At 68.0% G+C, this 18,464-nt stretch carries 18 protein-coding genes; 9 read left to right on the top strand and 9 right to left on the bottom strand.

Features of this window, described 5'->3' with window-relative positions; genetic code table 11:
• The first annotated feature begins 23 nt into the window (after positions 1 to 23).
• The 5 genes from ASD42_RS25280 (at position 24) to ASD42_RS25260 (ending at position 4,677) form a co-directional block, all read left to right on the top strand.
• Positions 24 to 938, top strand: a complete 915-nt coding sequence (locus tag ASD42_RS25280) for an ACP S-malonyltransferase (RefSeq protein WP_056821160.1) — start codon at positions 24 to 26, stop codon at positions 936 to 938.
• An 81-nt stretch (positions 939 to 1,019) separates the two neighbouring features.
• A complete protein-coding gene (gene acpM, locus ASD42_RS25275; protein ID WP_056821158.1) occupies positions 1,020 to 1,325 on the top strand; it encodes a meromycolate extension acyl carrier protein AcpM in 306 nt (101 codons plus the stop codon).
• 9 nt (positions 1,326 to 1,334) lie between these two features.
• On the top strand, positions 1,335 to 2,591 hold the full coding sequence (locus tag ASD42_RS25270) for a KasA/KasB family beta-ketoacyl-ACP synthase (protein WP_056821156.1): 1,257 nt from the start codon (positions 1,335 to 1,337) through the stop codon (positions 2,589 to 2,591).
• Between the two features lie 118 nt (positions 2,592 to 2,709).
• The gene (locus tag ASD42_RS25265; RefSeq protein WP_056821154.1) at positions 2,710 to 4,140 is read left to right on the top strand and encodes an acyl-CoA carboxylase subunit beta; all 1,431 of its coding nucleotides are present in this window, start codon (positions 2,710 to 2,712) and stop codon (positions 4,138 to 4,140) included.
• Between the two features lie 72 nt (positions 4,141 to 4,212).
• Complete coding sequence (locus ASD42_RS25260; RefSeq protein WP_056821152.1) at positions 4,213 to 4,677, top strand: winged helix-turn-helix transcriptional regulator; 465 nt, start codon at positions 4,213 to 4,215, stop codon at positions 4,675 to 4,677.
• Position 4,678: 1 nt separating this feature from the next.
• Here ASD42_RS25260 and ASD42_RS25255 read toward each other — a convergent pair whose 3' ends face one another.
• Positions 4,679 to 5,371, bottom strand: coding sequence for a nitroreductase (locus tag ASD42_RS25255; protein ID WP_056821150.1), 693 nt, complete (start codon positions 5,369 to 5,371; stop codon positions 4,679 to 4,681).
• A 114-nt stretch (positions 5,372 to 5,485) separates the two neighbouring features.
• Positions 5,486 to 7,321, bottom strand: coding sequence for a vWA domain-containing protein (locus ASD42_RS25250; protein ID WP_056821148.1), 1,836 nt, complete (start codon positions 7,319 to 7,321; stop codon positions 5,486 to 5,488).
• Positions 7,322 to 7,515: 194 nt separating this feature from the next.
• On the opposite strand from ASD42_RS25250, the gene ASD42_RS25245 reads away from it, so the two are divergent.
• Positions 7,516 to 9,276, top strand: a complete 1,761-nt coding sequence (locus ASD42_RS25245) for an Eco57I restriction-modification methylase domain-containing protein (RefSeq protein ID WP_056821146.1) — start codon at positions 7,516 to 7,518, stop codon at positions 9,274 to 9,276.
• Here ASD42_RS25245 and ASD42_RS25240 read toward each other — a convergent pair.
• The 4 genes from ASD42_RS25240 to ASD42_RS25225 form a co-directional block, all read right to left on the bottom strand.
• A complete protein-coding gene (locus ASD42_RS25240) occupies positions 9,244 to 9,855 on the bottom strand; it encodes a TetR/AcrR family transcriptional regulator (RefSeq protein WP_056821144.1) in 612 nt (203 codons plus the stop codon). The two genes, ASD42_RS25245 and ASD42_RS25240, sit on opposite strands and share 33 nt — an antisense overlap.
• A 13-nt stretch (positions 9,856 to 9,868) precedes the next feature.
• Entirely contained in the window at positions 9,869 to 10,051 is a 183-nt protein-coding gene (locus ASD42_RS25235; RefSeq protein ID WP_056821792.1) for a hypothetical protein, read from the bottom strand.
• Between the two features lie 117 nt (positions 10,052 to 10,168).
• Positions 10,169 to 10,684: a gamma carbonic anhydrase family protein gene (locus ASD42_RS25230; protein WP_056821791.1), complete on the bottom strand. Its 516-nt coding sequence runs from the start codon at positions 10,682 to 10,684 to the stop codon at positions 10,169 to 10,171.
• An 8-nt stretch (positions 10,685 to 10,692) separates the two neighbouring features.
• Positions 10,693 to 11,649, bottom strand: a complete 957-nt coding sequence (locus ASD42_RS25225) for a GlxA family transcriptional regulator (RefSeq protein WP_056821142.1) — start codon at positions 11,647 to 11,649, stop codon at positions 10,693 to 10,695.
• 71 nt (positions 11,650 to 11,720) lie between these two features.
• On the opposite strand from ASD42_RS25225, the gene ASD42_RS25220 reads away from it, so the two are divergent.
• On the top strand, positions 11,721 to 12,491 hold the full coding sequence (locus tag ASD42_RS25220) for an MBL fold metallo-hydrolase (protein ID WP_056821140.1): 771 nt from the start codon (positions 11,721 to 11,723) through the stop codon (positions 12,489 to 12,491).
• Between the two features lie 745 nt (positions 12,492 to 13,236).
• Positions 13,237 to 14,349, top strand: a complete 1,113-nt coding sequence (gene ald / locus ASD42_RS25210) for an alanine dehydrogenase (protein WP_056821137.1) — start codon at positions 13,237 to 13,239, stop codon at positions 14,347 to 14,349.
• Between the two features lie 10 nt (positions 14,350 to 14,359).
• Here ald and sigJ read toward each other — a convergent pair whose 3' ends face one another.
• Positions 14,360 to 15,286 carry an RNA polymerase sigma factor SigJ gene (sigJ, locus tag ASD42_RS25205; protein WP_056821136.1) on the bottom strand — a complete coding sequence of 309 codons (927 nt, stop codon included), beginning with the start codon at positions 15,284 to 15,286 and terminating at the stop codon, positions 14,360 to 14,362.
• A 117-nt stretch (positions 15,287 to 15,403) separates the two neighbouring features.
• Here sigJ and ASD42_RS34015 point away from each other — a divergent pair, with 117 nt between their 5' ends.
• Positions 15,404 to 16,345, top strand: coding sequence for a cobalamin biosynthesis protein (locus ASD42_RS34015; protein ID WP_084787303.1), 942 nt, complete (start codon positions 15,404 to 15,406; stop codon positions 16,343 to 16,345).
• Between the two features lie 713 nt (positions 16,346 to 17,058).
• Here ASD42_RS34015 and ASD42_RS25195 read toward each other — a convergent pair.
• Positions 17,059 to 17,925 carry an SURF1 family cytochrome oxidase biogenesis protein gene (locus ASD42_RS25195; protein WP_056821132.1) on the bottom strand — a complete coding sequence of 289 codons (867 nt, stop codon included), beginning with the start codon at positions 17,923 to 17,925 and terminating at the stop codon, positions 17,059 to 17,061.
• A complete protein-coding gene (locus tag ASD42_RS25190) occupies positions 17,925 to 18,419 on the bottom strand; it encodes a low molecular weight protein-tyrosine-phosphatase (RefSeq protein WP_084466101.1) in 495 nt (164 codons plus the stop codon). The genes ASD42_RS25195 and ASD42_RS25190 overlap by 1 nt, the downstream gene beginning before the upstream one ends.
• Positions 18,420 to 18,464: the final 45 nt, after the last annotated feature.

Below are 18,464 nucleotides of genomic sequence, written 5' to 3'. Positions count from 1 at the left end.
GGGTCACAGTGTTGTCTTAGGGGGTGATCGCGTTGCTTACCCCTGGACAGGGGTCCCAGACACCCGGCATGCTCACGCCGTGGCTCGCACTTCCCGGTGCGACTGATCGCCTCGAGCTCTGGTCGAAGGCCGCGGGCCTCGACCTGGTCCGTCTCGGCACCACCGCGACGGCCGAGGAGATCGTCGACACCGCGGTGACGCAGCCGCTCGTGGTCGCCGCCGCACTGCTCGCGTTCGCCGAAATCGCCCCCGGGTCGATTCCGGCGGATACAGTCGTCGCCGGACACTCCGTCGGTGAATTCGCCGCGGCCGCTGTCGCCGGTGTCATCACCGCCGACGAGGCAGTCGCCCTCGCCGCCATCCGCGGCCGGGAGATGGCCAAGGCCTGTGCGCTGGAGCCGACCGGTATGTCCGCGGTGCTCGGTGGTGACGAAGCCACCGTGCTCGCACGGCTCGCCGAACTCGATCTCGTCCCGGCCAACCGCAACGCGGTAGGCCAGATCGTGGCAGCGGGCAGCCTGGAAGCTCTGGCGGAGCTCGCCGCGAACCCGCCGGAGAAGGCACGGGTCCGCGCGTTGCCCGTCGCCGGTGCGTTCCACACCGTCTTCATGGCCCCGGCGCAGGAAGCTGTCGCCGATGCCATCGCCCAGATCTCGCCTAGCGACCCGATCCGGACGCTGCTGTCGAACTTCGACGGACAACCGGTCACCTCGGGCGCCGACGCGATCGAAAAGCTCGCCGCTCAGGTCACTCGCCCCGTGCGCTGGGACCTGTGCAACGAGACCATCCGCGCCGCGGCCGTCTCGGCCGTGGTCGAGTTGCCGCCCGCGGGCACGCTGGTCGGCATCGCCAAGCGGGAACTGAAGGGCACGCCCAATCTGGCCCTCAAGACCCCCGAAGACCTCCCCGCGTTGGTCGAACTGACCACCTCGGGCTAGCTTTCCCCCCGGCGGTCGTGCACAGCGAAGTGCAGGCCGTTCACGAACCCTACAAATAGCAACAAGAAGGGAGCCACCAAAGTGGCCGCTCTGACCCAGGAACAGATCGTCGAAGAACTCGGCAAGATCATCGAAGAGGTTACGGGTATCGAACCCTCCGAGGTGACCCTCGAGAAGTCCTTCGTCGACGACCTGGACATCGACTCGCTGTCCATGGTCGAGATCGCTGTGCAGATGGAAGACAAGTACGGCGTCAAGATCCCCGACGAGGATCTGGCCAGCCTGAAGACCGTCGGCGATTCCGTCGCTTACGTCCAGAAGCTCGAGGCCGAGAACGCCGACGTCGCCGCCGAGCTCAAGGCCAAGTTCGACAGCGCCGGCGAGTAGGGCCGAACTTTGACCACTCCTGCTCCCAGTACTTTGAACGGGAACTTCCCCAACGTCGTCGTCACGTCGATGGCGGCGACCACGTCGATCGCAGGTGATGTCGATGCGACGTGGAAGGGACTCCTCAACGGTGAGAGCGGAATCGACGTTCTCGAGGATTCCTTCATCGAGGAATACGACCTGCCGGTGCGAATCGGCGGTCACCTGAAGGTCAGCCCCGACACCCTGTTGAGCCGGGTCGAGATCCGCCGCATGGCGTATGTCGAGCGCCTGGCGACCGTCCTCGGTCGTGAGGTGTGGAAGAACGCGGGCAGCCCTGAGGTCGACAACGACCGTCTCGGCGTCGCGATCGGCACCGGACTCGGCGGCGGCGACGCCCTGATCGACTCGGTCGACAAGCTGAAGAACGGTGGCTATCGCAAGATCTCGCCGCTGGCTGTTCAGATGGTCATGCCGAACGGTCCGTCGGCGGTCGTCGGTCTCGAGCTGAAGGCCAGGGCGGGAGTGGTCACTCCGGTCTCGGCGTGCTCGTCGGGTTCGGAGGCCATCGCCAACGCGTGGCGGATGATCGTGATGGGTGACGCCGACATCGTCGTCACCGGTGGCGTCGAGGGCTTCATCGACTCGGTGCCGATCGCGGCGTTCTCCATGATGCGTGCGATGAGTACCCGCAACGACGATCCCAAGGGTGCTTCGCGTCCCTTCGACAAGGATCGCGACGGTTTCGTCTTCGGTGAGGCCGGCGCGCTCATGGTCATCGAGACCGAAGAGCACGCCAAGGCTCGCGGTGCCACCATCCACGCTCGTCTGCTGGGTGCCGGTATCACTTCCGACGGTTTCCACCTGGTCGCTCCCGATCCCGAGGGCACCGGTGCGGCCAGGGCGATGACGCGTGCGATGCAGACCGCTGGTCTGACCAAGAGCGACATCACCCACATCAACGCCCACGCGACCGCGACGCCCATCGGCGACTCCGCCGAAGCGAACGCGATCTACAAGGCGATCGGCAAGCACGCTTCGGTGTACGCGCCGAAGTCGGCACTCGGTCACTCGATCGGCGCCGTCGGCGCCCTCGAGTCGATCCTCACGGTGCTCGCTATCCGGGACGGCATCGTTCCGCCGACACTGAACCTGGACAACCAGGATCCGGAGATCGATCTCGATGTGGTGCACGGGGAAGCCCGTCGCCAGGAAATCGAGTACGCGATCAACAATTCCTTCGGTTTCGGTGGGCACAACGTCGCGCTCGCCTTCGGTCGGGCATAAGCCGCCGACTGCATTCCGATCCCCGGTGGGGGTCGTGCCAACTGAATGGTTCGACCCCCACCGGCGGTTCGCCACAGCAGCCGCCGCAGCGGCAATCTCTTTCGAAGGAGTGAGCGCGATGACCATCATTGCTCCCGCGTTTCAAGACACCACCACCGATCCGCGCGACCCACTGGGTCGGCTCCAACGTTTCTTCGACCCCGGCACCGTCCTGCCGCTGCATCCGCGCGACCGCTCCGGCGTGCTCGCCGCGATCGGCGAGGTCGACGGGGTCCGCACCGTGGCCTACTGCTCCGACGCGACCGTCATGGGCGGCGCGATGGGTGTGGAGGGCTGCAAGCACATCGTCGACGCGATCGACACCGCGATCGAATCCGGCATTCCCGTCGTCGGGCTGTGGCACTCCGGTGGCGCGCGCCTGGCCGAGGGTGTCGAGGCGCTGCACGCGGTAGGCCTGGTCTTCGAGGCCATGGTTCGCGCGTCCGGTCTCGTGCCCCAGATCTCGGTGGTGCTCGGCTTCGCCGCCGGTGGCGCCGCTTACGGTCCCGCGCTGACCGACGTGGTCATCATGGCGCCCGAGGGCCGCGTGTTCGTCACCGGACCCGACGTGGTGCGCTCGGTGACCGGCGAGAACGTCGACATGGAGACCCTCGGTGGTCCCACCACACACTTCAAGAAGTCCGGCGTCTGCCACATCGCCGCCGATGACGAGGCCGATGCCATGCACCGCGCGCGTCGGCTGGTGTCGATGTTCGCCGAGCAGGGTGACTTCGACCTGATCGCGGCCGAGCACGGCGACGTCGACCTCAAGGCGATGCTGCCGGAGTCGGCCAAGCGCGCCTACGACGTGAAGCCGATCGTGCACGAGCTGCTCGACAACGTCGACGGCGAATCCTCCTTCGAGGAACTCCAGGGTGGTTACGCCCGCAGCATGGTCACCGGCCTCGGCCGTCTCGGCGGTCGCACCGTCGGCGTCCTCGCCAACAACCCGCTGCGCCTCGGCGGCTGCCTCAACTCCGAAAGTGCCGAGAAGGCTTCACGTTTCGTGCGTCTGTGCGACGCCTTCGGTATCCCGCTGGTCGTGGTCACCGACGTCCCCGGCTATCTGCCCGGCGTCGGCCAGGAACTCGAGGGCGTGGTCCGCCGCGGCGCGAAGCTGTTGCACGCCTTCGCCGAAGCCCGCGTTCCCCGCGTCACCCTGGTGACCCGCAAGATCTACGGCGGCGCCTACATCGCCATGAACGCCCGTTCCCTCGGCGCCACCGCCGTCTACGCCTGGCCCGGCTCCGAAGTGGCCGTCATGGGCGCCAAGGCCGCCGTCGGCATCCTCCACAAGAAGGCACTGGCCGCCGCCCCGGAGTCCGAGCGCGAAGCCCTCCACGAGCGCCTCACCGCCGAACACGAGCAGCTCGCAGGCGGCGTCGAACGCGCCGTAGCCATCGGCGTAGTCGACGAGGTCATCGACCCCGCCAAGACCCGCAGCATCATCGCCGCGGCCCTCGCATCGGCGCCGGCACGCAAGAGCCACCACAAGAACATCCCGCTGTGATCTGACCCGTTCTCCGGTAACCCCCGTCGCTGGTTCGAACCAGCGACGGGGGTTACCGCGCATAATGGCAGGGTGCGCTATGAAGAACTCGCAGATGTCCCGTGCTCGATCACGCGGCCGCTGGTGATCTTCGGTGATCGCTGGACCTTGCTGATTCTGAAGTACAGCTTCGCCGGAGTGCGCCGGTTCAATGCGTTCCAGAGCGCGCTCGGCATCTCACGCAGCCGGTTGCACGATCGCCTCGAGCGCCTGATCGAGCATGAGATCCTGGTGAAACGCCCGGCCGAGGACGGTGCCTACGAGGAGTACCGCCTCACCGAGAAGGGCCATGCCATCTATCCGATCCTGATGGCGATCCGCGACTGGGGCGACACCTACATGGCGCCGGACGGGCCGCCGGTGGAATACCGGCATCGCGGCTGCACGGGTGAAGCGCACGCGCATCTGACGTGCGACAAGTGCGACCTGGAGGTCACTGCTCGCGATATCGAGCTGGAAGCCGGTCCCGGAATGACCTCGGCCGCACGTCCCGCCTGACTCAGGACGTATGCCAGGTGATCTGGTCCTCCAGGGGCGCGCGGGCGGTGCGGAAGGTGTTGATGGGGTGGTCGTGGTCGGGGTGTCCGAAGGAGATGCCGAAGACGACCTTGCGGGTGTCGGGGATGGCGAAGTACTCGCGGATGAAGGGGGCGTAGGAGGCCAGGGCCGCCTGGGGGGCGGCACCGAGGCCGAGGGCCTGGGCGCCGAGCAGGAAGTTCTCGAGCCAGAGGCCGCAGTCGATGGCGCCGTAGATGCCGAGGTCGGCTTCGGAGGTGACGATGGCGACGTGCGGGGCGCCGAAGAACTCGAAGTTGCGCACCATCTGGCGCATGGTCTTCTCGTGGTCGCCCTTGACGATGCCGACGCTGTCGTAGAGCTGGAAACCGCAGGTGCGGCGACGGTCGCGGTAGATGCCCTCGTAAGCGGCGGGAAATTCGAAATCTGGTGCGGTGCCGACGGTTTGGATGTGGTCGAGGAGTTCCTTGCGGAACCGGTCGGTGCCCTCGCCGGTGGTGACCACGACCTGCCACGGCTGGGTGTTGCACCACGAAGGGGTGCGCTGCGCGAGGGTCAGCAGCTGTTCGATGGTCGCGCGGTCGACCTGTTCCGGGGCGAACTGGCGGCAGGTCCAGCGTTCGTCGGCCAACCGCCGCAGGGTGGCGAAATCGCTGTCGTGGTCGGTCTGCGCCATCGCGCGGCTCCCTTGGCTACGGAGAACTAGTCTCATTTTGAGACTAACGTAGCAGGTGGGTCACCGCCGCGGAACCCGCCGACACCGCGCATTCGGGTGTCGGCGGAGCCGGAATCAGTCGCGTCGACGGGCGACGACCAAGATCGCGACACCGATGCCGACGACCAGCGCCACTCCCGCCCCGATCAGGACATACATGGCCCACGGCCGGGCGACTGTGGCCGGACTGCTCACGGCGACAGGCTGTTCTTGCGCCGCCTGCGCGCTGACGCCGACGTAGGTCGGCCCGGGTTCGGCCGTGCCCGACACGGTGACGTCGAGCTGCACCGGAGTCGGCGGCATCGCGTCCGCGCCCATGGGGATGCCGAGTTTGACGGCGACGTAGTGCCAGCCGGCCACCGACTCCCGCTTGACTTGCGCGTCGGACTCTTCCCGATTGGCGTATCGCACCGGCACCGAAGCCAGCGTGAGTTCGGCGCTCGACCTGCCGGTGTACGCGGCGGTGTCGGAGTCGATTTCGCGACCGAGCGGCGAGTACAGGGTGGTTTCCACATTCGACGCGGCGGTACTGCTCGCGCCGCCGGTCTCGGCGAACCGCACGCGGTAGGCCAGTCCCTGTCCCCAGTCGAGCCGCACGCGATAGAAGACGTACTCACCCGACTGCAGGGTGTCGGTGAAGTTGCCGCTGCCGGGCAAGGTGGTGGCGGCCGTGAACGAGCCCGCACCGCTCACCGGTTGCGCGGGCCCGGCCGGGTCGGTGAAGGTGACCGGGGTACTCACCGCGGCCGGTCCGGGATCGGTGACCCCGGGTTCGACGCCGACGAGTACTTCCAAGGGCAGTCGCGCGGGCGAGCCCTTGGCCACCAGATCCCAGTTCAGCTCGAAGTAGTAGCGACCCGCACCCTTGCACTTCGCCGAATCAGCGCTGGTGGGTTCCTCGGTCGCTCCCTCGAAAGCTGTCGCGACGGTGAGCGCCACACCGTCGCTGGCTCTGGTCTCGAGTTCACGCTCGCGGATATGGCAGTCCACTCCGTCGCGGCCGTAGACCCGCAGTTCCAGCGCGTTCATGTCCTCGGTCGTGGAAACGCCCTTCGCCCGGGGGAACGAGACGATCCCGGTGAAGTAGGCGGTGGCGCCCGCGGGCATGTCGACCGCGTAGAACCGCTTCTGCTGCTGGCCGATGGTGTCGAGGTACTGGCCGGGCTTCGCGACCGGGGCGGTCCGGTATTCGTCGGTGCCGGTGATAGGCGTGCCGGAGGCCTGGTAATTGCGCAGGGCGGCCGAACTGACCCGCGGCAGAATGCGTTCCAGCGCCGCGCCGTCGGCGGCATCGCTGTAGGTGCCGCCGGTGGCCTGTGCCATGCAGGTGAGCTGGGCGCGTGCCTTGTCGTCGACGGCGAACCCGATCGAGTGCACGATCAGGTCGAGGCCCTGCTGCTTCAACTCCCTGGCGACCTCGCACGGGTCCGGCGGTGAACAGGTGTCGTCACCGTCGGAGACGAGCACGATCGAACGCGGCCCGGAATCGGGCAGCGCGTCGGCGGCCTGGCGCAGCGCGACGCCCATCGGAGTCCAGCCCCGCGCCTGGATACCGTCGACGGCGGCGGTGAGGGCGGGCTTGTCGATGGTGCTGGGCTGCTGCAGCACCTGCACGTCGCGGCAGCCCGCCGCCTTGTCCGGCTCGGAATTGGTGGTGCCGGTGCCGTAAGTGGTGAGACCGACCGAGGATTCGGCAGGCGCCGAGGCGACGAAACTACGGACGGCCCGCTTGGCGGAATCCATCATGGTGCCGCCCTGATCGGGGCGCTCCATCGAGCCGGAGGCGTCGAGGATCAACATGGTCGGCGCGTAGTGCCCGGGGTCGGCGTGCGCGAGGACCGGGAGAGACGCGGGCAGCGCGGCCAGGGCTACGGCGGTGAGTGCGGCGGTCAGCGTGCTGAGTCTCGACATCGTCCTCGGCTTCGGTGCAGCGGGGTGAAACCGGACAGACGTTACCTATCGACCACTTCTCGCTCTACCCCTGACGAAGTGGTGCAAACCACTGTTTGAAACACTCGATCGCATTTGCGCAGGTGAGACTGTCGCGGTGCGGCCCGGCTCGCGCCTGCGCCGCATCGGGTCGGTTCCGGGGCACAATCGACCGCATGGCTTTGCAGGCCCGCGACGCGCAGGAGCGCAAACGGCACGGCAGGCACTACACGCCACCGGAGCTCGCGCGGTTCCTGGCGCGACGGGCGCTGCGCTACGCCCCACGCGCCGGGGAGCTGCGTGTGCTCGACCCGGCGTGCGGGGACGGCGAGCTGTTACTGGCGGTACAGCGGGAAATCGTCTCGAGCGCACCGGATGTCACGGTTCATCTCACGGGATATGACCTGGATCGACAGGCTGTCGACGAAACCGCCGGGCGGGCTGCCACGCTCGGCGTCGAAATAGACTGCCGTGCGGGCGATTTCCTGGCGGCATCCGCTCATCTGGCGGACGGCTCCTTCGACCTGATCATCAGCAATCCGCCGTATGTCCGGACCCAGCAATTGGGTGGGGCGACTGCCCAACTGCTGAGCAAGCAATTCGGCCTCCGCGGCCGGATCGACCTCACCCATCCCTTCGTGGCCATCGCGCCGAGGCTGTTGACTGCCGGGGGAGTGCTCGGATTGCTCTGTGCCAACCGGTTTCTCACCACGCGGGCCGGGGCGAACCTGCGCCGGATCCTCACCGGCGAACTGACACCGGTGGAGCTCTACGACCTCGGTGACACCAAACTCTTCGCCGCCGCGGTGCTGCCCGCGATCACCGTGGCTCTGCGCGCCACCGGCCCACCCGACTGTCGCTACGTCTCGGTCTACGAGGAGCTGGGAGTCGAACCTGATTGCGCTACCGAGCTTTTCGACGCCCTCGCGGGTGAGGACGCCTGTCTCGTCCGCGAGGGCGGGCGGGTGTTCGCGGTGGAGGTCGGCGTGTTGGCGACCGGCGAATCCGCGAGCATCGCAACTGTCCCGACAGGCGGGCTGTTACCCGGCCCTGCGGTGGTGGACCCGGTCGACAGTGCCCGGTCCGATCGTCACGGGGACACCGCCTGGCGTATGTCGCGCCCCTCGGTCGATCACTGGCTCGGCCGCATCGCCGATCGCACCTGGCGTTCGTTCGGGGAGACGGCACGCATCAGGGTGGGGATCAAGACCACGGCGGATCGGGTGTTCATCTCGGATCGGTGGGACCAGATGGATCCGACGCCCGAGCCCGAGCTGCTGCGGGAGTTGATCACCCACCATGATCTGCAACCGTGGCGAGTCGCGATGGCGCGTGGCACGAGGGTGCTCTATCCCTACGATCTGCGCAAGCCACGGCGCACCCCGATCGATCTCGCCGAGTTCCCTGGTGCGGCCGCGTATCTGCGCTCTCACGAACAGATGCTGTCGGGCAGACGCTATGTCCTCGACGGTGGCCGGAAGTGGTTCGAGATCTGGGTGCCGCAGCGCCCGCACCTCTGGGGCGCCCCGAAATTGGTGTTCCCCGACATCAGCGAACGGCCACGCTTCGCGCTCGATCGGTCGGGCGCGGTCGTCAACGGTGACTGCTACTGGATCTCGCTCACCGACCTCGGCAGTGGCCGATCAGCCACTGACCTGGCGTATCTGCTGATGGGCGTGGCGAATTCGGCACTGGGTCTGCGGTTCTACGATGCTGTCTGCGGCAACCGGCTGTACTCGGGCCGACGCCGCTGGATCACCCAGTACGTAGCGCGACTGCCGCTGCCCGATCCGGCCTGCGCGGCGGCCGGTGAGATCGTGCGAAGGGTACGCGCGCTGCTGGAAGACGGTGTGCCGGTAGCTGATGCGGGCATCGATGAGGTGGTGGCGGCGGCGTTCGGCGTGTCAGGGGAGGTCGCGGATACCGACCATCGGTAGCAGTGTGCGCCGCGCGAACTCCCGCCCGGCTTCCGCGTCGTCGAGCGGAATGAGCCCGTCCGGGGTCAGCGCCAGCGACAGGGCCAGCCGCGCCATGATCTCGGCGACCAGATCGGGGTCGAATTCGGGGACCGGTAGCTCGCGTAGCTTCTCGGCCAGATACGCGCGCCCGACGGCGAGAATCGGTCCGGCCTCGGTGGTGAGGCGGGGCAGGATGATCTCCGGTTCGGTGCTGAGCAACCGGCGCAGCAGTTCGTTGCCCGCGATGGTGGTGACGAAGGCGACGAAGATCTCGACCAGCTGTTCGTCGGGTGCGGTGACCGCGCGTACCCGCTCGTCGATATCGGTCACATAGCGCTGCGCCTCGCGCACGCCGACGGCTTCGACCAGGTCGTTCTTGGATTCGTAGCGCCGGTACAGGGTGGCCGGGCTGATGCCGGCCCGCCGCGCTATCTCGCCCATGCTCGTGCGTTTGATCCCGTAGTCCAGGAACGCCGACAGCGCACTGTCGAGCAGCTTTTCCCCATCGGTGACGGGTTTCTCGAGTATCCGCGCGAGGATCGACGAAACAGTAGGCATTACCCCATTATCCCTATGGGCAAAGATCCAACGCGGCCATCTCCTGCTCGATCGCATTGGCCGCGAAATGCACTCCGGAAGAACGGAGTTCGTGAACGCGGATGTGGAGTGCCTCGATGCCACCGGGCTGGGCGGCGATATCGGCAACGCTGAGCCGACCCGTCGCTCGGTGCACACCGGAATGCATGTATGCCACCGTGATACCTCCTGCCTCGCGTATCCGGTTGCCGATCGCCACTCTCATGATCAGCGCGCAATACGCAGGACAAATGCTATCAGGGAAACCTACTGGACACTTGCTCAGTGTGACGAGTCACAACACCTCGGCGGCGCGGTGATTCGTCAGATTGTGCAGGTACACCGCCGCGTTGAGCTTGATCCCGTCCTGCTGGGCCTGGGTGAGCTCACGACGCACCTTGCCGGGCACGCCCGCCACGAGCGAGCCGGGCGGAATCTGCGCGCCCTCGGGAATCAGCGCATTGGCCGCGATCAGGCTGCCCGCACCGATCACCGCGCCGTTGAGCACCGTCGCACCCATGCCGACGAGAACATCGTCGCCGATGGTGCAGCCGTGCAGAATCGCGTTGTGTCCCACGGAAACGCCGGTGCCGACGGTGAGGGCGAAACCTGGGTCGGCGTGCAGCACGCAGCCGTCCTGGATATTGGTGCGGGCGCCGATGCTGATCTGTTCGAGGTCGCCGCGCAGGACCGCCGAGTACCAGACGCCGACCTCGGCGCCGAGGCGCACCCGGCCGATCACGGTCGCGTTCGGCGCGATCCAGGCCGTGTCGTCGATCTCGGGAGTGAACCCGCTCACCTTGATGATCATGAACGTCATTATTGCGCCGCGCCGCGGAACTGCGCGCGGTGGGCCGCGGGCGACGTGCCGAGCATGCGGTGGAAGTGGTGGCGCAGGCTCACCGTGCTGCCGAAACCGGTGTCGCGAGCCACGCGGTCGACGGTGTCGTCGGTCGACTCCAGCAGTAGCCGGGCATGGTCGATGCGCTGCTGCAGTAGCCACTGCTGGGGGCTGGTGCCGGTGCGATCGCGGAAGCGGCGGGTGAAGGTGCGTCGCGACATCAGTGCCTCGCGGGACCAGTTGTCGAGGTCGACGGCGGTGTCGAGGCGGGCGCGGGCCCAGGCCATCGCGCATTCGATCGGGTCGTCGGGGTCTTCGTCGGGTACCGCGATCGGGATGTACTGCGCCTGCGAACCGTTGCGGTGCGGGGCGGTGACCAACGATCGCGCCAGTTCGGTGGCAGCGCGTGCGCCGAGGTCGGTGCGCACGATGTGCAGGCAGCAGTCGAGTGCCGCGGCGACGCCGGCGGAGGTGATCACGTCGCCCAGGTCGCTCCACAGGGTGTCGGCGCGCACATTGATCGCGGGATAGGCCAGGGCGAGGGCGTCGGCGGCGGCCCAATGGGTGGTGACGTCGCGGCCGTCGGCGAGGCCGGTCGCCGCGATCGCCCAGGAGCCGAGGCACAGCCCGATCAGCCGGGCGCCGTTCGCGTGGGCGGTGTGGACCGCCTCGTTCAGCGCGGGCGAAATTCCTTGGCCGCGTAGCCATCCGGGGAAGACCACCAGATCGGCGGTGCTCACGATGTCGAGGCCGTGCCGGACCGTGATGTCGAAACCGGCTGCCGTAGAAAGTGTTCCGGGCTCCTCGGCGCATACCCGCACGTCATAGGGCGACGCGCTGTCGACGCCGATGCCGGATCTGCCGAACACCAGGGTCGGCACCGACAGGTGGAACGGGCTGATTCCGTCGAACGCGATCACGGCCACCGAGGTCATGGCCCGATCTTATCGGTGTACGGCCTGCAGGCCACTGTCGGGACGGGGCTCGTTCGGCGAAAGTTGTCGACATGACCGAGATGATCACTCGCCCAGCTCTGGCAGCCGCCCTGCATGTCGGCGGTCCGACCCTGCGTTTCCGCTACGGCGGACTGACCTGGCTCACCGATCCCACTTTCGACGAGCCCGGCGACTACCCGGGGCCGATCACCCTGCACAAGCTCAGCGGTCCCGCGGTGCCGGTCGAGGAGATCGGGACGATCGATGTCGTGCTCCTCTCGCACGACCAGCACGCCGACAATCTCGACAACGCGGGTCGCGCGCTTCTCGCCGAAGTCGACACGGTCCTGTCGACCCCCGACGCCGCAGCCCGGATCGAGGGTGTGCGCGGTCTGGTGCCGTGGGAGACGGCGACCGTCGGCGCGGTGGAGATCACCGCGGTGCCCGCGCTGCACGGGCCGCAGGGGTGCGAGCCGTTCAGCGGTGTGGTCACGGGATTCGTGTTGCGTGCGCCGGGGGAGTCCACGGTGTACGTCTCCGGTGACAACGCGTCGGTGGAGTTGGTGGAGCAGATCGTCGAGCGAATCGGACGCATCGATGCCGCGGTGTTGAACATCGGCGGGGCCAATGTGGGGCGGTTCGGCGACAGCGATGTCACGTTGAATGCCCGCACCGCCGTCGCGGCCGCCGAGGCGCTCGGGGACGCGGTGATCGTCGCCGTGCACGCGGAGGGTTGGGGTCACTTCAGCGAGTCGCTGGACTACCTCGAGCGCACCTTCGCCTACGCCGATCGCGCACACCAGCTGATCGTTCCGGTGCGGGGTGAAATGTTTTCGGTCTGAGCGGCGATCAATGAATAGTTCTGCTATCTAACATCTTTCGTCGACCCGCGCCTGTCTTCGGCAGGCGCGGGTCCGTGTGCTGAGGAGAAGACGTGTTGCGGAAGTTACTGAGGGGCAATCTGTCTCGCGTGGTTCTCGGTCTGCTGCTGGCCCTGGTCGTATTCGCGGTCGGTGCGTGTTCGTCGGATGGCGGCGATTCCGGTGGGTCGGGATCGAGTTCGGTGTCGAAGACGTCGGCGACCGCGACGACATCGGTGACGCCGACGAGTTCGCCTGCGGCCTCGACTGATCCGGGAGGTTCGGGCGGCGGATCGACGCCGGAGTCGTCGTACTATCACTCGCCCACCCAGGCTGCGCCGGGCGCGCCCGCGCAGGGCGAAATTCCGCCCGGGCACACCTGCGTGCCGGGCCCGGAGTGTGGAACGGATTCCTGCGGTCACAACGAATGTGGACTCCCGCCCGGGCACACGTGCATGCCGGGCCCGGAGTGCGGAACAGACACCTGTGGTCACAACGAGTGCGGCGAGACGGCCCCGCCGGTCACGACAACCGTGGCCCCGACTACCACCACCCCGCCTCCGGTGACGACAACAGAGCAAACGACATCGCCGTCCGCCACTACGGCTCCGGCGACCGTCCCGGAAACCACGTCGAGCCCAGCCACTGCGGCCCCGGCGTAGACGGGCGGTCGCGACACGCGATCGAGGCGGCGATCGAGCTCCGGTGCGGGTCCTAGGCTTGCCGGATGACGCGAACGGGCGTAGTCGTCGGGGTGCCGACGGAGGTCAAGGCGCAGGAGTTCCGGGTGGCGCTCACTCCGGCGGGCGCCGCTGAACTGGTCGCGCGCGGGCACGAGGTGCTCGTGCAGGCCGGTGCCGGGGTCGGGTCGGGATTCGTCGACGACGACTATCGCGTCACGGGTGCGCGGATCGCGGCAGACGCCGATCAGGTCTGGGCTCGATCGGATCTGGTGGTGAAGGTGAAAGAACCTGTCGCGCGGGAATATCCGCTGATGCGCCGCGATCAGGTGCTGTTCACCTTTCTGCATCTGGCGGCGTCGAAGGAATGCACCGACGCGATCCTGTCCTCGGGGATCGTCGCCATCGCCTACGAGACCGTGCGCGGGGCCGACGGATCACTGCCGCTGCTCGCGCCGATGAGCGAGGTGGCGGGCAAGCTGAGCGCGCAGGTCGGGGCCTATCACCTGATGGCGCCGATGGGTGGCGGTGGCGTGCTGCTCGGTGGTGTGCCCGGGGTGCGACCGGCCGACGTGGTGGTGCTCGGCGGCGGCGTCGCGGGGACGAACGCGGCGAGTATCGCGGTCGGCATGGGAGCCCGCGTGAATGTGCTCGATACGAATCTCGCGCGGCTGCGTGTGCTCGACGCACGCTTCGCCGGCCGGGTGGGCACCCTCGCCTCGCACGCACTGGAGATCGACAAGGCCGTGGTCGCCGCAGATCTGGTGATCGGGTCGGTCCTGGTGCCGGGAGCCAAAGCGCCGAAATTGGTCTCCGACGAACTCGTCGCGCGGATGCGGCCCGGCTCGGTCCTCGTCGACATCGCCGTCGATCAGGGCGGTTGCTTCGCCTCGACCAGGCCGACCACGCACGCGAATCCGACCTTCCCCGTGGCTGATTCGCTGTTCTACTGCGTGGCGAATATGCCGGGTGCGGTGCCGCATACCTCGACCGTGGCACTCACCAACGCCACCCTGCCCTTCGCGCTGGTGATCGCGGACAAGGGATGGCGCGGAGCATGCGCCGCGGACCCCGGTCTGGCCGCGGGTCTCACGGCTGTCGACGGCAAGCTGCTGTCCGCCGAAGTCGCTGCCGCGCACGGGTATTCGATCGGCGCATAACCGGAACGGTCTACTCACCGCCGCCGAGGTACCAGTCCGGGTCGCCCTCGGTGGGCAGATCGCGGAGCTTGTCGGGATTGCGGACGACGTTGATCGCCACGACGCGGCCCGCGTCGATGACGAACGAGAAGACGCCGACATTGGTGCCGTCGAAGACGACCAGGCCGGGCATGCCGTTGACCAGCACCGACCGACCCCAGCCGTTCGCGGTGTTGTACCAGCCGAGCAGCATCTTGGCGATGAGCTCCGCGCCACGCACCGGCTGACGGATGGCGGGCACCTTGCCGCCGCCGTCGGCGGTGAGGACCACGTTCTGGTCGAGCACGCCGAGCAGCGAACTCAGATCACCCGAACGCCAGGCCAGCGCGAACGCCGAGACGACCTTCTCCTGTTCGACCGGGGAGGCGGGAAAACGTGGCGTGCCGTTCTCGACATGCTTGCGGGCGCGAGAGGCGAGCTGGCGGACCGCGGCGGGAGTACGCCCGACTACCTCGGCGACCTCGGGGCCGGTCATGCCGAACACGTCCTGCAGCACGAACGCGGTGCGTTCGGCGGGCGAGAGCGACTCGAGGACCACCAGCAGCGCGGTGGTGACGCGTTCGTCCTGGGAGATACGGTCAGCGGGATCGTCCCAGGAAGTGACCTCCGGTTCCGGCAGCCACTCGCCGACGTACTGTTCGCGGCGGGCGCGCGCGGACCCGAGCTGGTCCAGGGCGAGGCGGCCGATGACGGTGGTGAGCCAGGCGCGCAGGTTGTCGATCTCGTCGGCCTTGCCCGCTTCGAACTGTCGTTGCAAGCGCAGCCAGGCGTCCTGCACCACATCCTCGGCGTCGGTGAGGCTGCCGAGCGTGCTGTAGGCGAGTCGACGCAGGTAAGGGCGATGTTCCTCGAAGCGGCGGGCCAGTTCGGCCTGATCGAGAGGCTGCGATGAGGTCATGGTGTGCGCCCGTTCGGTTGATCTTGCTCGGTCCCGGCGAGTCTAGAAGTGCCGTCACAGTGATGACGAACCAGTGGTCGCCGGTGTGACATCCCCGCCGCCCGCTACCCTCGGCCGGTGCGGAAAGCGACATCGACGGCGGTCGGGCTGGTGCTGGGGTTCGTGCTCGATCGGGTATTCGCCGATCCGCGGCGGTGGCATCCCGTGGCCGGATTCGGTTCTGCGGCAGCGGCATTGGAAGCGAAGACCTACGTAAACGATCGTCGCGCCGGGGTGGTGCACGAGGTGATCGCGGTCGGCTCGGTCGTCGGAATCGGTTTGCTCGTCACTCGCGGTCGGGGGCGTGGCGGTGTGCTGGTGACCGCCTTGGCGACGTGGACCGCGCTGGGTGGTCGCAGCCTCGTGCGCGCCGGGTTCGCTATGGCCGACCGTCTCGAGGCCGACGATCTCGCCGGTGCTCGCGAACTGTTGCCGTCGCTGTGTGGGCGTGACCCGTCGGTTCTCGATGCCGATGGACTCGCGCGCGCCGCTCTGGAATCCATTGCTGAGAACACCTCGGATGCGACGGTTGCTCCGCTGCTGTGGGGTGCTGTCGCGGGGGTGCCGGGGGTGCTCGGGTATCGCGCGGTCAACACTCTCGATGCGATGATCGGTTACCGGAACGCGCGGTACGAGCGGTTCGGTTGGGCTGCGGCGCGGACTGACGATGTTGCCAATCTCGTTCCTGCTCGCGTTACCGGGTTGCTTACCGCTGGCCTTGCGCCGCTTGTCGGTGGGAGTTCGTCGGGGGCGTTGCGGGCGTGGCGACGTGATGCGGGTGGTCATCCGAGTCCCAATGCGGGGGTTGTCGAAGCGTCTATGGCGGGGGCTCTCGGGATCGGGCTCGGGGGGCGTACGGAGTATCGGCATGGGGTTGAGCTTCGGCCGACTCTTGGGGATGGGGCTGCGCCTACGGCTGGGGATTTGCGGCGGGCGGTGCGGATGTCGGCGGGTGTGCAGGTGGGGGCGGTTGTGGTGGGTGTGGGGGTCAGTTTGTTGCGGGGGTGGTTAGAAAGATGACCTGGGTTCGGTAGTCCCGGGAGGTTTGACGCTGTGTTTTTGGCGCGCTGGCGCGCGCGTGTCCGCGGCCCTGAGGGGCCGCCGGTCAGGCACCGGTGCTTGCTCCTTCGTCGCCTACGCNTGGGTGCTGGTCGGGGGTTCGGTGGTCCCAGGAGGTTTGACGCTGTGTTTGTTGGCGCGCTGGCGCGCGCGTGTCCGCGGCCCTGAGGGGCCGCCGGTCAGGCACCGGTGCTTGCTCCTTCGTCGCCTACGCACCGGCGCCTGACCGGCGACCCGGCCGCGGACCGGCCACTTCGTGGCCGCCGCTCCCTAGGGGTCGCGGGTGGGGGCTGGGAGTGCGGTTATGGCGGACCTGGGGTGCAGGGTGTGGCTGGCAGGGCGGCGGTTATGGCGGACCTGGGGTGCAGGGTGTGGCTGGCAGGGCGGCGGTTATGGCGGACCTGGGGTGCAGGGTGTGGCTGGCAGGGCGGACTTGGGGTGTGCTGGGTGGCGGGAGGGAGTCCGTTAGGGCTGCGGATTTCAGGGGAGTGCGTGGTGTGGCTGGGTGCACGGTGTGGTTGTGGGTGCCGGCGTTTGTTGCGGTGGGCGCCTGCCTTGATTACCAGGCTGGGTGGCTCGCCGATCTCGTCCCAGCTGCGGCGCACCCACGCGGGGGTCGAGAGTCAGTCGAGCTACCGGATTACGTGCTGCCTCGCCTAGCGGTGGGGCAGCTGTCAGCGGTTGCGGCCGTAGCGGTCTGCTAGGCGGGCTTCGGTGGTGGGTTGGGTGGGCGTGGGTGTGTCTGCGGTGGGGGTGGGGTCGGTCGGTGCCGACGGTTGGGCTCGGTCTCGGCGGCGGGCTTTGAGTTCGGCTACTACGAAATAGCCGAGGCCGAGGGGGGCCATCAGGCCGAAGGCGAGCCATTGGAGGCCGTAGGAGAGGTAGGGGCCCGCGTCGAGTTGGGGGAGGGGGGTGGGGGTGAAGGCGCCTGGTTGGTCGGCGGCCAGTTGGAGGTAGCCGCCCTTGTCGGTGCCGGTCGGGATGGGGGTGAGGGGGGTGCCGAGGACGGTGGATTCCTGGGTGGTGTCGACGGTGTACACCTGGCGGAAGCCGTCTTGGGTGCTGGGAGTCTTGTCGGGGACCACGCCCTCGGAGGCTCGGACTCGGGCTTCGATGCTTTGTGGGCCAGTGGGTGGGTCGGCGACCGCGGGTGGGCGGGTGCCGTCTACCGAGGCGACCAGGCCGCGATCGACCAGGAGGGTGCGGCCGTCTTCGAGACGGAAGGCGGCCAGGACCGCGTAACCGGGGGCGCCGTCGAGGTGGCGTAGCCGGACCAGGACGGTCGACTCGGGGACGAAGGCGCCGGTCGCGGTCACCTTGCGCCATTCGGTGTGGGTGCCGGTGTCGCCGTCGAGGACTTCGGTCACGGCCACGGGATCGGCCTGCACGGAGTCGGCGATCAGTTGGTTGCGGTGCTCGGTGCTGTCGTTCTTGCCGAGCTGCCACGGCGCGAGGACGGTGAAGCACAGGTAGGCGAACGCGGCGACGACCACCGCGAGGATCAGCCAGCTGGGGCGCAGTAGGAAGGCGATTTTGCGCATCAGAGCGGCACGTCGGCAGGGTTGCGGGCGTCCAGTTCGGCGTGGACCCAGTCGAGCAGGCCGGGGACGGCGGCCTCGATCTGGTCGCGGACCAGGTCGAAGTCGGACTGGTCGCCGTAGTACGGGTCCGGCACGTCGGGGCCGTCGGCTGCGGGGTCGAAGCTGCGCAGCAACCTGCGCTGGTCGGTGGGGACGCCGCGGTGCGCGAGCTCGCGGTCGTGGCCGGTGTCCAAGGCGATGATCAGGTCGGCGTCACTGTGCTCGGGACCGAAGGTCGCCGCGGTGTGCTCGGTCGGGTAGCCGGCCCGGCGCAGGGTCGCCTCGGTGCGCGGGTCGGCCGCATCGCCGACATGCCACGAACCGGTGCCCGCGCTGCTCACTCGCACCCGGTTCGCGAGGCCGGCTCGGTAGAGGTGTGCCTCGAACATCTTCGCGGCCATCGGTGACCGGCAGATATTGCCTGTGCAAATGAACGAGACATGTAAGGGACCCACGGGAGCTATTGTCGCTCGTGCTGCCGATTCGCCGCCACGTAGGGT

This window comes from Nocardia sp. Root136, assembly GCF_001427185.1.
Classification (GTDB): Bacteria; Actinomycetota; Actinomycetes; order Mycobacteriales; family Mycobacteriaceae; genus Nocardia; species Nocardia salmonicida.
This window is presented reverse-complemented; position numbering and strand designations above follow the sequence as displayed.

Bases quoted from the DNA above. Each gene is read 5' to 3' on its own strand.
- ASD42_RS25250 (WP_056821148.1), bottom strand. From the start codon at position 7,321: ATGTCGAGACTCAGCACGCTGACCGCCGCACTCACCGCCGTAGCCCTG.
- ASD42_RS25230 (WP_056821791.1), bottom strand. From the start codon at position 10,684: ATGATCATCAAGGTGAGCGGGTTCACTCCCGAGATCGACGACACGGCC.
- ASD42_RS25245 (WP_056821146.1), top strand. From the start codon at position 7,516: ATGGCTTTGCAGGCCCGCGACGCGCAGGAGCGCAAACGGCACGGCAGG.
- ASD42_RS25265 (WP_056821154.1), top strand. From the start codon at position 2,710: ATGACCATCATTGCTCCCGCGTTTCAAGACACCACCACCGATCCGCGC.
- sigJ (WP_056821136.1), bottom strand. From the start codon at position 15,286: ATGACCTCATCGCAGCCTCTCGATCAGGCCGAACTGGCCCGCCGCTTC.
- ald (WP_056821137.1), top strand. From the start codon at position 13,237: ATGACGCGAACGGGCGTAGTCGTCGGGGTGCCGACGGAGGTCAAGGCG.
- ASD42_RS25240 (WP_056821144.1), bottom strand. From the start codon at position 9,855: ATGCCTACTGTTTCGTCGATCCTCGCGCGGATACTCGAGAAACCCGTC.
- ASD42_RS25220 (WP_056821140.1), top strand. From the start codon at position 11,721: ATGACCGAGATGATCACTCGCCCAGCTCTGGCAGCCGCCCTGCATGTC.
- ASD42_RS25255 (WP_056821150.1), bottom strand. From the start codon at position 5,371: ATGGCGCAGACCGACCACGACAGCGATTTCGCCACCCTGCGGCGGTTG.
- ASD42_RS25225 (WP_056821142.1), bottom strand. From the start codon at position 11,649: ATGACCTCGGTGGCCGTGATCGCGTTCGACGGAATCAGCCCGTTCCAC.
- ASD42_RS25195 (WP_056821132.1), bottom strand. From the start codon at position 17,925: ATGCGCAAAATCGCCTTCCTACTGCGCCCCAGCTGGCTGATCCTCGCG.